Source organism: Pseudomonas sp. B7(2017) (assembly GCF_002112745.1).
Lineage (GTDB): Bacteria > Pseudomonadota > Gammaproteobacteria > Pseudomonadales > Pseudomonadaceae > Aquipseudomonas > Aquipseudomonas ekonensis.
On record NZ_NEIP01000018.1, the window covers coordinates 21139 to 33752 of the forward strand.

Here is a 12614-nt window from a genome sequence, read left to right on the forward strand (position 1 = left end):
TTGCGGTCAAATTCTGCGTGACGGCCCGGCGCAGCGGAAGGTCAGGTTCAGCCGTTGCTCGCCCAGGCGCGGGTGATGTCCGGGCTTGACCGGCAGCACACCGTGGTAGCGCAGCCGGTCGACACCGCCCCAGATCACCATGTCGCCGTGCAGCAGCGGGATGCGCCGGGTGCCGTCGGCGCGGGCGAAACCGCCGAACAGAAACGTCGCTGGCAATCCGAGCGAGAGGGAAACGATCGGTTCGGCGTAGTCCTTTTCGTCTTTGTCCTGGTGCAACGACATCTTCGCACCGGGTATATAGTGGTTGATCAGGCAGGAATCAGGCGTGAATCCGGCAAATCCCGCCTCTGCGGCCGCTGCGTGCGCCAGGTCGGTGAACGCCGCCGGCATTGCCGGCCAAGGCTGCCCGCTGAGCGGATCCACAGGGGAGTAGCGATAGCCGCTGCGGTCGGTGATCCAACCCAGTGCGCCGCAGCTGCTGGTCGCCACGGACATGCTGAAGCCGCCGGGCGTCATCATGTGGCGCAGCGGCGCGTCCTTGAGGATTCTGTCCAGCGCGACGAGCAAGGGTTCGACACAGGGCAGGGCGAACCCCCGCAGCAACCACGACTGCTCGCCGATCTGCTCAGTGCGCGGCGGTTGCGGTTCGGTGTCGGCGAACAGGTCGAGGGTGGTCGGTTGCATGGCCGTCATGTCGCGTCGTGAAAGATGATCCCGAGAGTATGCCGTCTGCCGCTGTGCAGGCGACTGACGCCGTGACGCATGGTCACCCGGTAGTCGCCGCGCACACCTTTGACCGGTCGCTGGTTGACGGCGAAGATCAAGGCGTCGCCTTGCCTAAGGTCCATGACCTGCGGACGGGACTGCATGCGCGGGCGTTGCTCGGTGAGGACAAATTCGCCGCCGGTGAAATCCTGCCCGGGCTCCGACAGCAGAATCGCCACTTGCAGCGGAAAGACATGCTCGCCGTAGAGATCCTGGTGCAGGCAGTTGTAGTCCTGCGGGCCGTATTGCAGCAACAGCGGCGTAGGACGACATTGACCGGCGGCATGGCAGCGCTCCAGAAACTGCGCGTGCTCGGCCGGAAATCGCTCCGTGAGCCCCATGCGTTCGCACCAGCGGTTGGCCAGCGGCACGAGGTGCGGATACAGGGCGCGCCGCAGGCGTTCGACCGGCGGCGGCAGCGGATAGGCGAAGTACTTGTATTCGCCGCGCCCGAAACCGTGGCGGGCCATGATGACCTGCGAGCGGAACGGTTCGCTTTGCGGATAGAGCGCGCTCAGGCGAGCGCAGGTCTCGGGGCGCAGCAGCGTGCGGATGATGGCGCAGCCGTCTTGGTCCAGCTGCCGCTCAAGCTCGGGCCAGTCGAGCGAATCCAGCGGGGAAGGGGTGGGCGGGTTCGACATTCCGGCTCCTTGGCGCAGTTCGGGGCGGTCAGTCTGTACGCAGGCCCGTCCCGCAGCACTCCGTTGCTTGCGGTCGAATGTGCGCCGGCGCCTTAAAGCGCCTTGCTGACTTTGATCTCGCTGATCACGTCGCCGCTTTGCCCGTGCAGGGCCTCCAGGGCGGCCTTGGCCTCGTCCGGCGTGCCATTTTCCAGTTGCGCGAATTCGAAGCGACGCTCGCCGTTGAGTTTGTACTTGATGACGTATTTGGTCGTTTGGGCCACGGAAGTCTCTGCCTGTCCAGGAATGAAGGGGCGGCTCAGCTGAGTTTGGAGCTGGAGCGGCGGATGATCTTGATCGAATGCGTCAGGTTCGGCTTGCGGGTTACGCTGATCGCCCGGCGGCTGACGGTGTCGATGGTGATGTTCCAGTAGCCGGTGCTGGGAGCGGTGATGCGTGCCGGGAATTTGTCGAAGGCGCCGCCGTGATAGGTGTGACGGCCGCCGTTCTTGAAGCTGCGGAAGTTGGCGTCGTTCATCAGGCGGATGTTGCAGGTCTGCGAGCACTGGATGACGACGATGTCGTCTTCGTTGAGGTGCTCGCGCTGGTGAATGAATTTCATGGGCGCCTCCAGAAGGGCTTTTTCTGCTAAATCAAAACGATAGCATGGGCTAGGGGCGCAGTTTATCAGCCCGGACGGGTTATTATCCCGCCGTCGGGCGCTGCTTTGACAATTTAAAACGGATTTTCGCGGTGCAATGCGCGATAAACGCAACAGGCCCCCGGAGAAAAACGGCATTCGTGCTGTCGGAGGGGCTTTATTGGAGGATATGTATGAAGTGGGGTGCGGTTTGGCTGCCGGCGGTGTTGGCAATGAGCGGTTGCGCGAGCGTTTCGGAGATCGACGCCACGTTGCCGACCATGAACGTGATTTCCGGCAAGAAACCCCATGAATTTGCCGGGTGCCTGGCGCAAAAGCTGGCGGACACACGTGGCGCCTTGCAGGTCGAGCCCCAGAAGGACGGCGTGCGGGTGATCGTCCCCGGCAAGCTGTCTTCAGGTCCTGCGGCGGTGTTCGACATCGAGGATCGCTCCGGCGGCAGCAGCATCAAGCTGCACGAGCGCATGTCCAACGTCCCTGTGCGCCCCCGGGACGTGCGCAACGCCGCCAACGCCTGCATCTCGGGCTGATAGACTGCCGGCGGTCGGCATCGAAGCCGTCAAGGAACCCTTGGCGGCTTTGTCATTTCTGGAGAGAGGCATGAAGCGGGAACAAGTGCGCGAACGGCATGCAGAGGGCCTGATCTCTGCCACCCACGTGATCCAGAACCCGGCGAACCTGGGGGAGTGGATCGTGTTCTTCAAGAAGAGCGGCGGACGCAGCTACTTTCTGGTGGACGACAACGATGAGGTCGAGTCCTTCAGCCGGCTCGACGACCTGATCGACGTCGTGCGCGGATTGGGAGTCAAGTTCGCGGAAATCCACCTGTAGGCTTATTTGCAGACCACCACGACGCTGCGCGTCTTGTAGTTGCCGACGTCGAGCCCCAGGGTCTTGTCGCTGTCCTGGGCGGAGGGCGTGCCGTCGGTGCCGACGATGCGGTAGCCGGTGCCGGCGCAGGAGTCATCGGCCTTCTCGTAGCAACTGGCCCATGAGTTGGCTTCGCCGGAGCAGTCGATGCTCAGGCCTTGTTCACCGTCGTCCAGGTAGGTGGGCTGCGAGGAGGCGCAACCGGCCAGGGCCAGCAGGGCGATCAGCGGCAGGGTTCTGAAGAGGGCGGTCATGACACATTCATCCTTGCTAAAAGGGGCGGCCAAACGATCTGACAGCGTTGGCGCGAAAAGGTTATAGCGATTGGCCATTTCCCCCGAGGGGCGGCACAAAAAAGCCCTGCGCAACGGCAGGGCCTGGGGACTTCGATGCAAGTCAATCCTGATCGTCGCCGCGGCGTTTAGGGCCTGGCGGAGTGTCCTCGAACACGGCTGCCACATCAGACGCCATCGCCTCGGTGGGCAGCGGGCCGACGACCTGCTCGCCCTTGGCGTTGCTGATCCACCACTGGCCGTCCTTCGCTTGGCTGACCAAATACCCGTTGATGCTTTTTGCTGCGGCCATCTCTTTGTCTCGTCGGCTGGTTCAAAGGTGCCATGATACCGGCAAAACGGCGCCTCGGCTGATTTGAGCTACGCTCAACGCGCAGTCTTGAAGCGGCTATGGAACTATCGGCCGGAATATTTCTCTATGTTGGCATCGGTTAGCCAGTGCGGGGCATTGTAAGGTGCACGCCGCCTGATTAGACTGCGCCGAAACTCGTACACACAGCCCTTTCAAGGACTTATATGATCAAGAAATGCTTGTTCCCAGCAGCCGGTTACGGTACTCGCTTCCTGCCAGCGACTAAAGCCATGCCCAAGGAAATGCTGCCGGTGGTAAACAAGCCACTGATCCAGTACGGCGTCGAAGAGGCCCTGGAAGCCGGCCTGACCGAAATCTCCATCGTCACCGGCCGCGGCAAGCGCGCCTTGGAAGACCACTTCGACATCAGCTACGAGCTGGAAAACCAGATCAAGGGCACCGACAAGGAAAAATACCTGGTCGGCATCCGCCGCCTGCTGGACGAGTGCTCTTTCTCGTACACCCGTCAGACCGAAATGAAAGGCCTGGGTCACGCGATCCTGACCGGCCGTCCGCTGATCGGCGACGAGCCGTTCGCCGTGGTGCTGGCGGACGACCTGTGCGTCAACCTCGAAGACGACGGCGTACTGACCCAGATGGTCAAGCTGTACAAGCAGTTCCGCTGCTCCATCGTTGCGATCCAGGAAGTCGATCCTCAGGAAACCAACAAGTACGGTGTGATTGCCGGCGAGATGATCCGTGACGACATCTACCGCGTGCACAGCATGGTCGAGAAGCCGAAGCCGGAAGATGCGCCGTCCAACCTGGCGATCATCGGCCGCTACATCCTGACCCCGGACATCTTCGACCTGATCGAGCAGACCGAGCCAGGCAAGGGCGGCGAGATCCAGATCACCGACGCCCTGATGAAGCAGGCCCAGAACGGCTGCGTCATGGCCTACAAGTTCAAGGGCAAGCGTTTCGACTGCGGCGGCGCCGAAGGCTACATCGAGGCGACCAACTTCTGCTTCGAGAATTTCTACAAGACCGGCAAGGCTTACTGATAAGCGTCTGTTCGCGTCTGCACGAAAAAAACCACCTTCGGGTGGTTTTTTCATTTTCCGGCCCCATTTGGATGGCAGCGCTTGCCCAATGAACGACTGCGGGTATGCTGGTGAGCAGTCAAGGAGAGAGATATGGCCTACGATTTTGACCTTTATGTGATCGGCGCCGGTTCCGGCGGTGTGAGGGCTGCGCGCTTTGCGGCGGGGTTTGGCGCGAAAGTCGCCGTGGCCGAGAGCCGCTACCTGGGCGGCACCTGCGTCAACGTCGGCTGCGTGCCGAAGAAGTTGTTGGTCTATGGCGCGCATTTCGCCGAAGACTTCGAGCAATCGTCGGGCTTCGGCTGGAATCTGGGCGAGGCCGATTTCGATTGGGCGACGCTGATCGCCAACAAGGACCGCGAGATCAATCGCCTGAACGGCATCTACCGCAACCTGCTGGTCAACAGCGGCGTAACCCTGCACGAAGGCCACGCGAAGATCGTCGACCCGCATCAGGTCGAGGTCAACGGTGAGCGTTTCACGGCGAAGCACATCCTGATCGCCACTGGTGGCTGGCCTCAGATTCCGGAAATTCCGGGGCGCGAGCATGCAATCAGCTCCAATGAAGCCTTCTTCCTCAAGGACCTGCCGAAGCGCGTGCTGGTAGTGGGCGGTGGCTACATCGCGGTCGAGTTCGCCGGCATTTTCCACGGTCTGGGGGCGGACACGACGCTGCTGTACCGCGGCGATCTGTTCCTGCGCGGCTTCGACGGTTCGGTGCGCAAGCATTTGCAGGAAGAGTTGACCAAGCGCGGGATGGATCTGCAGTTCAATGCCGACATCGAACGGATCGAAAAGCAATCTGATGGCAGTCTGAAAGCCACCCTCAAGGATGGTCGCGTCCTGGAAGCCGATTGTGTGTTCTATGCGACGGGCCGGCGTCCGATGCTGGACAACCTGGGGCTGGAAAACACCGGCGTCACACTGGACGACAAGGGTTTCGTCAAGGTCGATGAGCTGTTCCAGACCAGCGAGCCGTCGATTCTCGCCCTGGGCGATGTGATCGGTCGTGTGCAGCTGACGCCTGTGGCGCTGGCCGAGGGCATGGCGGTGGCGCGGCGCCTGTTCAAGCCAGAGCAATACCGTCCGGTGGATTACAAGATGATCCCGACGGCGGTATTCAGCCTGCCGAACATCGGCACCGTCGGTCTGACGGAGGAGGAGGCGAGGAGCGCCGGGCATGACGTGGTGATCTTCGAAAGCCGCTTCCGTCCGATGAAGCTGACCCTGACCGATTGCCAGGAGCGCACGCTGATGAAACTGGTGGTCGACGGCAAGACCGACAAGGTGCTCGGCTGCCACATGGTCGGCCCGGACGCCGGCGAGATCGTGCAGGGGTTGGCCATCGCCCTGAAGGCCGGCGCCACCAAGCGCGACTTCGACGACACCATCGGGGTTCACCCGACGGCGGCCGAAGAGTTTGTCACCATGCGTTCGCCGGTCGGCGCTTAAGCGCCTTTCGGTTTGGCTGCGTCTGCCGCTGCCGCCACGGTGGCGGCCAGGCGCAGGCTGTCCTCCAGGCTCGCCTGTGCCTGGGTCAGTTCCTTTTCCAGTCCCTGATTGAGTTGCGCCTGTTCGTCGAGGCTCTGTTTGAGCGTCTGGCTTTCCAGGGTGGCGACGCGCAAGCGTTCCTGGAGGAGGGTGCGTTCGCTGTCGACGCGGGACGCTTGCTCGAACAGCTGGTCCTGGCGCTGGTTGCTGTGCTTGAGCTGATCCTGCAACAGGCTGAGCTCGCGCAACGAGCCGCGGTTTTCGGTCAGCAGGCGTTCGTTGTCGCGGTGCAGTTGGGTGATTTCGTCCTGACGCACCAGTGCGCTTTGCTGGGCCTGGCGCAATTCCATCTGCAACTGCTGCACTTGCCCTTCGTGGCGGCTCTGCTCCTGTTCGCGTTGTTCCTTGATGGCGTTGCGGTAGTGCTCAAGGGCGTCGCGGGCGTGCAGGTGCTTCTCTTCCAGCGAGCGGATCTGCTCGTCCTTGTCCTTTAGGCGCAATTCAAAATCCGCCAGTGCCTGGTTCAGGCCGGCGTTGCGGGTCTGTTCCGTCTGAAGCATCGACCGGGTGTCGGTCAGCGCTTCGGATTCGCGGGAGAGTGCTGCACTCTGGATTTCATGTTGCTGTTCCAGCTGGGTGAGCGCCTGGCGCGTCTGATTCAGCTCGGTCTCCAGCGCCTGGCGCTGTTCTTCGAATGCCTCGCGGGCCTGTTCGATCGGCTCCTGTGCCTGTTCTTTCAGGCGTTGCGCCAGACGCGCAACGAGCGCGGTCAGTTCGTCGTCGATGGGTTCCGACGGCACTTCGACCGGTTCTCGGCCGTCATCCAGCTCCTTCAGATAACGATGGATGGTGGTTTTTGAGCCGGTATTGCCCATTTCAATGCGTACCGCATCGATGCTCGGGTGTTCTCCGCGAGCCAGAATCGCCTGCCGCGCCGCTTTAACCAATGCCTTGTTGATGCCGCCACGGGCCATGAGTGATCCTACCTTTACGTACTGTGGTACATGCCACAAAAATAGCAGTGTACCACGGCAAGAAAAATCTTAAATGTTTGATTTTCAAGAGGCGGGATATACTCGTATTATCCCGCGTGAAGCGCTGAATCGCGTTTTATGCGCAGCCCGTCAGTACACACCCCATGAGAAACCCGCCCATGAGCGATCTGGATCGCTATCTGCAAGCCGCCACTCGTGACAACACACGCCGCAGCTACCGTGCGGCCATCACTCATTTCGAAGTGACCTGGGGTGGTTTCCTGCCCGCGACGGCGGAAAGCGTCGCCCGCTACCTGGTGGCCCATGCCGGTGTGTTATCGATCAATACGCTGAAACTGCGCCTGTCGGCGTTGGCGCAATGGCACAGCAGCCAGGGGTTTGCCGACCCGACCAAAGCGCCGCTCGTGCGCAAGACGCTCAAAGGCATCCGTGCGTTGCACCCGGCCCAGGAGAGACAGGCCGAGCCTTTGCAGCTGCAACACCTGGAGCAGGCGGTGGCTTGGCTGGATCAGGAGATCAGCGAAGCCCGGGCGCAACAGAACCGGCCGCAGTTGCTCAAGGCTTGCCGTGACCGGGCGCTGATTCTGCTGGGCTTCTGGCGCGGCTTTCGCAGCGACGAGCTGTGCCGCCTCGAGGTCGAACACGTCCAGGCCCATGCCGGCAAAGGCATCACCGTGTACCTGCCGCGCAGCAAGGGTGACCGGGAAAACCTGGGCAAGACCTATCAGGCGCCGGCACTGCTCAAGCTGTGCCCGGTGCAGGCGTACATCGAGTGGGTCACCGAGGCAGCCCTGGTGCGCGGCCCGGTCTTTCGCGGGGTGGATCGTTGGGGGCATCTGAGCGAGGAGGGGCTGCACGCCAACAGCGTGATTCCGCTGCTGCGCCAGGCGCTCAAGCGCGCCGGCATCGAGGCCGAACATTACACCACCCATTCGCTGCGCCGCGGTTTCGCGACCTGGGCGAATCAGAGCGGCTGGGACCTCAAGTCACTGATGAGCTATGTGGGCTGGAAGGATATGAAGTCCGCCATGCGCTATGTTGAAGCCAGCCCCTTTGAAGGGATGGTTCGGATCACGGATAAGCCGCCGTCGCTTTAGATATCGTTTTCTTCTATTAATACAGTCAGCTAATAGCGAAAACAAATCAGCAGCATCAGGTTTGCCAATGAGCCATCCGTCGAGCGAGTGGGTAGGATTCACCCCATCGAGTTCACAACCCCTGACGGAGAGTCATCAATGCCTATCATCAACAGCCAAGTAAAACCGTTCAAAGCCACCGCGTTCAAAAACGGCGACTTCGTGCAAGTCTCGGACGCTGACCTGAAAGGCAAGTGGTCGGTCGTGTTCTTCTACCCAGCCGACTTCACCTTCGTTTGCCCGACCGAGCTGGAAGACCTGGCCGACAACTACGCAGCCTTCCAGAAACTGGGTGTAGAGATCTACAGCGTTTCCACCGACACCCATTTCGCCCACGCTGCCTGGCACAACACTTCGCCAGCCATCGGCAAGATCCAGTACACCATGATCGGCGATCCGACCCACGTCATCTCCCGCAACTTCGACGTGCTGATCGAAGAAGCTGGCCTGGCGGATCGTGGCACCTTCGTGATCAACCCTGAAGGCCAGATCAAGATCGTTGAACTGAACGACGGCGGCGTTGGCCGTGACGCTTCCGAGCTGCTGCGCAAGATCAAGGCCGCTCAATACGTCGCTGCCCACCCAGGCGAAGTCTGCCCGGCCAAGTGGAAAGAAGGCGAGGCCACTCTGGCTCCGTCCCTGGACCTGGTCGGCAAGATCTGATCCTGTGACACCGCATCACTCAGGGCGGAACTCCGCACCTACCTAAGTAAGCTGCACCGCCCAATGAAAACGCCCGGGCGAGATTCGCTCGGGCGTTTTTTTTCGCCTCAAAGAACGTTCAGGAGATCGCCCGTATGTTGGACGCCAATCTTAAAGCCCAGTTGAAATCGTACCTGGAACGGGTCACCCAGCCGATCGAGATCGTCGCTTCTCTCGACGACGGTGCGAAATCCCGTGAAATGCTTGAACTGCTGAAAGACGTTGCCAGTCTTTCGAGCCAAATCACCCTGATCGACAGCGGCGACGATGTCCGCAAGCCGTCGTTCTCGATCAACCGCCCCGGCGCCGACATCAGTCTGCGTTTCGCCGGCATCCCGATGGGCCACGAATTCACCTCGTTGGTGCTGGCCCTGCTGCAGGTCGGCGGTCACCCTTCGAAGGCCAGCGCCGAGGTGATCGAACAGATCCGTTCGCTCAAGGGCGAATTCAGCTTCGAAACCTACTTCTCGTTGTCGTGCCAGAACTGCCCGGACGTCGTCCAGGCGCTGAACCTGATGGCCGTGCTGAACCCGAACATCCGCCATGTCGCCATCGACGGCGCGCTGTTCCAGGACGAAGTCAACGACCGCAAGATCATGGCCGTGCCGAGCATCTACTTGAACGGCGAGAACTTCGGTCAGGGCCGCATGGGCCTTGAGGAAATCCTCGCCAAGCTCGACACCGGCGCCATCGAGCGTCAGGCCGAGAAGATCAGCGCCAAAGAAGCCTTCGATGTGCTGGTGGTCGGCGGTGGGCCGGCCGGCGCTTCGGCAGCCATCTACGCAGCCCGCAAAGGCATCCGCACCGGCGTCGCCGCCGAACGCTTCGGCGGTCAGGTGCTGGACACCATGGCCATCGAGAACTTCATTTCCGTACAGGAAACCGAAGGCCCGAAACTGGCGGTGGCGCTGGAAGAGCACGTCAAGCAATACGACGTGGACATCATGAACCTGCAACGCGCCGACAAGCTGATCCCGGGCCAGAACGGCGAGCTGCATGAAGTCCGTTTCGCCAGCGGCGCGATTCTGAAAGCCAAGAGCGTGATCCTGGCGACCGGTGCGCGCTGGCGCGAAATGAACGTGCCGGGCGAGCAGGAATACCGCAACAAAGGTGTGGCGTACTGCCCGCACTGCGACGGCCCGCTGTTCAAGGGCAAGCGCGTGGCGGTGATCGGCGGCGGCAACTCCGGCGTGGAAGCGGCCATCGACCTGGCCGGGATTGTGGCCCACGTGACCTTGCTGGAGTTCGACGTGCAGCTGCGTGCCGACGCCGTGCTGCAGCGCAAGCTGCACAGCCTGCCGAACGTGACCGTGATCACCAGCGCGCAAACCACCGAAGTCACCGGTGACGGGCAGAAGGTCAACGGCCTGCGCTACAAGGATCGTCAGTCGGATGAGTTGCGCAGCGTCGAGCTGGAGGGGATCTTCGTGCAGATCGGTCTGCTGCCCAACACCGACTGGCTCAAGGGCACCATCGAGTTGTCGCCGCGTGGCGAGATCATTGTCGACAACCGCGGCGAAACCTCGATCCACGGCATCTTCGCCGCCGGCGACGTGACCACGGTGCCGTACAAGCAGATCGTGATCGCGGTGGGCGAGGGCGCCAAGGCATCGTTGAGCGCGTTCGATCACTTGATTCGCACGTCGGCCCCGGCATAAGCCTTGAGCCTGAAACGACAAACCCCATGATCGCTCATGGGGTTTGTCGTTTTCGGGTGTTGCTTACAGCGGTGCCGGCTGGATGATTTCGACCCAGTAGCCGTCCGGATCCTTGATGAACGCCAGGCTCTTCATGCGGCCGTCGGTCAGGCGCTTCTGGAAATCGCAGCCCAGTTCCTCGAAGCGCTCGCAGGCGGCGACGATGTCCGGCACCGAGATGCAGATGTGGCCGAAACCGCGCGGGTCGGTGTTGCCGTTGTGGTACGCGAAGTCCGCGTCGTTTTCGGTGCCGTGGTTGTGGGTCAGTTCCAGGATGCCGGGGATCGACTTCATCCACTCGGTGCGGGCTGCGGCGTCCGCCGGGATCTGCGCCTTGTCGACCAGCGCGAGGAAGTACAGGCTGAATTCGGCTTCCGGGAAGTCGCGCTTTTCCACCAGCGAGAAACCGAGCACGCGGGTGTAGAAGTCCAGCGACCGGGTGATGTCCTTTACGCGCAGCATGGTGTGGTTGAAGACGAAGTTGCGGGTTGCGCTGTCCGGCGTGGCGGTCACGCCAGGGAAAGTGTTCAGTTCGTGCAGGCTCATGGGCCCTCCGTGACGAATGGGGCGAGTGAATGGCGCAATGATACGCATGCCTTGGGACATCGCCAAACCTCACGTGCAGGCTTGCCCTGCCAGGAGGCTGGGCTCAGACTGCTCGGCTCAGTCTGCCGGTGTCCTTCGAATGATCCGACCGTTCAAATCGCTGTTCGTTTTCCTTTGCTTGTCGTTGTGCGCCGCGGGCGCGTCGGCCCAGGCGCCGGAGATAGCCTGGCCCGCCGGCTGGCAGGTTGAGGCCCTGCCTGACACATCGCCGCAGGTGTCGCGTCAGCGCGGGGTGAAGACCGATGCCGAAGGGAATCAGGTGATGGTGATGGAGTTGACCATGACCCGAGTGGAAACCGGCCATCAAGTCAACCTGCAAGGGGTGCTGCTGGAAATGCGCAAAGCGGTGCAGAAGGACTTCTTCCAGGGCGGCTACCAGAGTGTGTGCAACAGGATCCACTCATCCGTCCTGGGTTCGCTGTCGGCACTTGAGACCACCTGCACGGTCACTGAAAACGGCAGGCACGTGTTGTCGCAAACATTGGTCGCTGCCCTCGACGCTCAGAACGCCTATGTACTTTCGTATGCGGGAGAGGCCGAGATGTTCAAACAGAGCACCGACGAAATAGCGTCGATACGAAACAGCTTGAAACTTTAATCCTGACCGGGCGGTCTGCACCGTTATAGATGCCCGAAAGCATTAAGCACAAAGATAACTGCGAGCCGGCCGGCAATATTCTGCTGCAAATTCGTACTGCGTCTGGCGCAAGGCCGATCAACTTTTCAGACGGGGCTCGTTGCATTTGTTAAATATTGTCCACAAAAAAGCCCTGCATCGGCAGGGCTTTTTCTGTTGGCGCAAGATCAGCCGCGCAACCAGGAATCGACGGTGGCTGCCCCGTACTGTTCTTTCCAGGCTTTCAGGCCGCGGTGGTTGCCGCCTTTGGTCTCGATCAGTTCGCCGGTGTGCGGGTTTTGGTACACCTTGACCACGCGGGCGCGGCGGGTCTTGGGTGCTGCGGCCACTTGCTGGCCGGATTTCGCCGGGTTCGGATCGAGGATGGCGATGATGTCCTTCAGGCCTTTGCCGTAGGTTTTCATCAGTCCCTGGAGCTTCTCTTCGAATTCGATTTCTTTCTTGAGCCCGGCATCGTTCTTCAGCGATTCCAGCTGCTTGAGCTGTTCCTGAAGGGCTTTTTCAGCTGCACGAAATTCAGCGAGTCTGGACAATATCGTTACTCCAATAGTGTGTTTGGCTGATACCAACCGCAAACAAAGCCTTCGGACGTCAGCCTTGAAGCGACTCGGTGATAATTGGCTCACCTGCCTATCTTGCAACAGGTAAGAAAAATTGTAGTAGTTAATGCCGCAAGAGTAAATCCTGACTTTTTCTTCATGTAACAATCGCGTTGTTTTGTTTCAAATTGGTGCGCCAGGCCACAG

17 protein-coding genes are annotated in these 12614 nt (G+C 61.0%); 8 read left to right on the forward strand and 9 right to left on the reverse strand.

Annotated elements, in window-relative coordinates:
- Positions 1-6: 6 nt before the first annotated feature.
- From alkB to CAG29_RS24205, 4 genes are all read right to left on the reverse strand, one after another.
- On the reverse strand, positions 7-684 hold the full coding sequence (gene alkB, locus CAG29_RS24195; RefSeq protein WP_085695274.1) for a DNA oxidative demethylase AlkB: 678 nt from the start codon (positions 682-684) through the stop codon (positions 7-9).
- Between the two features lie 5 nt (positions 685-689).
- On the reverse strand, positions 690-1406 hold the full coding sequence (locus tag CAG29_RS24200; protein WP_085583924.1) for a 2OG-Fe(II) oxygenase: 717 nt from the start codon (positions 1404-1406) through the stop codon (positions 690-692).
- Between the two features lie 92 nt (positions 1407-1498).
- The gene (locus CAG29_RS28585; RefSeq protein WP_170930059.1) at positions 1499-1669 is read right to left on the reverse strand and encodes a hypothetical protein; all 171 of its coding nucleotides are present in this window, start codon (positions 1667-1669) and stop codon (positions 1499-1501) included.
- 35 nt (positions 1670-1704) lie between these two features.
- Positions 1705-2007 (reverse strand): DUF1883 domain-containing protein, encoded by a 303-nt coding sequence (locus tag CAG29_RS24205; RefSeq protein WP_085583922.1) that lies wholly within the window; start codon positions 2005-2007, stop codon positions 1705-1707.
- A 212-nt stretch (positions 2008-2219) separates the two neighbouring features.
- On the opposite strand from CAG29_RS24205, the gene CAG29_RS24210 reads away from it, so the two are divergent.
- Both CAG29_RS24210 and CAG29_RS24215 read left to right on the forward strand, forming a co-directional pair.
- Positions 2220-2576 carry a hypothetical protein gene (locus CAG29_RS24210; RefSeq protein ID WP_085583919.1) on the forward strand — a complete coding sequence of 119 codons (357 nt, stop codon included), beginning with the start codon at positions 2220-2222 and terminating at the stop codon, positions 2574-2576.
- A 70-nt stretch (positions 2577-2646) separates the two neighbouring features.
- Complete coding sequence (locus CAG29_RS24215) at positions 2647-2877, forward strand: hypothetical protein (RefSeq protein ID WP_085583917.1); 231 nt, start codon at positions 2647-2649, stop codon at positions 2875-2877.
- 2 nt (positions 2878-2879) lie between these two features.
- Here the strand turns inward: CAG29_RS24215 and CAG29_RS24220 are convergent, their stop codons facing one another.
- Positions 2880-3170, reverse strand: a complete 291-nt coding sequence (locus tag CAG29_RS24220) for a hypothetical protein (RefSeq protein ID WP_085583915.1) — start codon at positions 3168-3170, stop codon at positions 2880-2882.
- 142 nt (positions 3171-3312) lie between these two features.
- Complete coding sequence (locus CAG29_RS24225) at positions 3313-3501, reverse strand: hypothetical protein (RefSeq protein WP_085695252.1); 189 nt, start codon at positions 3499-3501, stop codon at positions 3313-3315.
- 224 nt (positions 3502-3725) lie between these two features.
- Between CAG29_RS24225 and galU the strand changes: the two genes are divergently transcribed.
- Both galU and gorA read left to right on the forward strand, forming a co-directional pair.
- Positions 3726-4565, forward strand: a complete 840-nt coding sequence (galU, locus tag CAG29_RS24230) for a UTP--glucose-1-phosphate uridylyltransferase GalU (RefSeq protein WP_085583911.1) — start codon at positions 3726-3728, stop codon at positions 4563-4565.
- A 132-nt stretch (positions 4566-4697) separates the two neighbouring features.
- The gene (gorA, locus tag CAG29_RS24235; RefSeq protein WP_085640888.1) at positions 4698-6056 is read left to right on the forward strand and encodes a glutathione-disulfide reductase; all 1359 of its coding nucleotides are present in this window, start codon (positions 4698-4700) and stop codon (positions 6054-6056) included.
- Here gorA and CAG29_RS24240 read toward each other — a convergent pair.
- Positions 6053-7069: a DNA-binding protein gene (locus CAG29_RS24240; protein WP_085695253.1), complete on the reverse strand. Its 1017-nt coding sequence runs from the start codon at positions 7067-7069 to the stop codon at positions 6053-6055. The genes gorA and CAG29_RS24240 overlap by 4 nt on opposite strands.
- Positions 7070-7248: 179 nt before the next feature.
- Here CAG29_RS24240 and CAG29_RS24245 point away from each other — a divergent pair, with 179 nt between their 5' ends.
- From CAG29_RS24245 to ahpF, 3 genes are all read left to right on the forward strand, one after another.
- Positions 7249-8187: a site-specific integrase gene (locus tag CAG29_RS24245; RefSeq protein ID WP_139831391.1), complete on the forward strand. Its 939-nt coding sequence runs from the start codon at positions 7249-7251 to the stop codon at positions 8185-8187.
- A 138-nt stretch (positions 8188-8325) separates the two neighbouring features.
- On the forward strand, positions 8326-8889 hold the full coding sequence (ahpC, locus tag CAG29_RS24250) for an alkyl hydroperoxide reductase subunit C (protein ID WP_085583902.1): 564 nt from the start codon (positions 8326-8328) through the stop codon (positions 8887-8889).
- 134 nt (positions 8890-9023) lie between these two features.
- A complete protein-coding gene (gene ahpF, locus CAG29_RS24255; RefSeq protein ID WP_085583900.1) occupies positions 9024-10586 on the forward strand; it encodes an alkyl hydroperoxide reductase subunit F in 1563 nt (520 codons plus the stop codon).
- A gap of 63 nt (positions 10587-10649) precedes the next feature.
- Here ahpF and gloA read toward each other — a convergent pair whose 3' ends face one another.
- A complete protein-coding gene (gene gloA / locus CAG29_RS24260; protein ID WP_085583898.1) occupies positions 10650-11171 on the reverse strand; it encodes a lactoylglutathione lyase in 522 nt (173 codons plus the stop codon).
- 139 nt (positions 11172-11310) lie between these two features.
- On the opposite strand from gloA, the gene CAG29_RS24265 reads away from it, so the two are divergent.
- Entirely contained in the window at positions 11311-11829 is a 519-nt protein-coding gene (locus CAG29_RS24265) for a DUF4946 domain-containing protein (RefSeq protein ID WP_085583987.1), read from the forward strand.
- 206 nt (positions 11830-12035) lie between these two features.
- On the opposite strand, the gene CAG29_RS24270 is transcribed toward CAG29_RS24265, so the two are convergent.
- Positions 12036-12401 carry a histone-like nucleoid-structuring protein, MvaT/MvaU family gene (locus CAG29_RS24270; protein ID WP_085583896.1) on the reverse strand — a complete coding sequence of 122 codons (366 nt, stop codon included), beginning with the start codon at positions 12399-12401 and terminating at the stop codon, positions 12036-12038.
- Between the last annotated feature and the right edge of the window lie 213 nt (positions 12402-12614).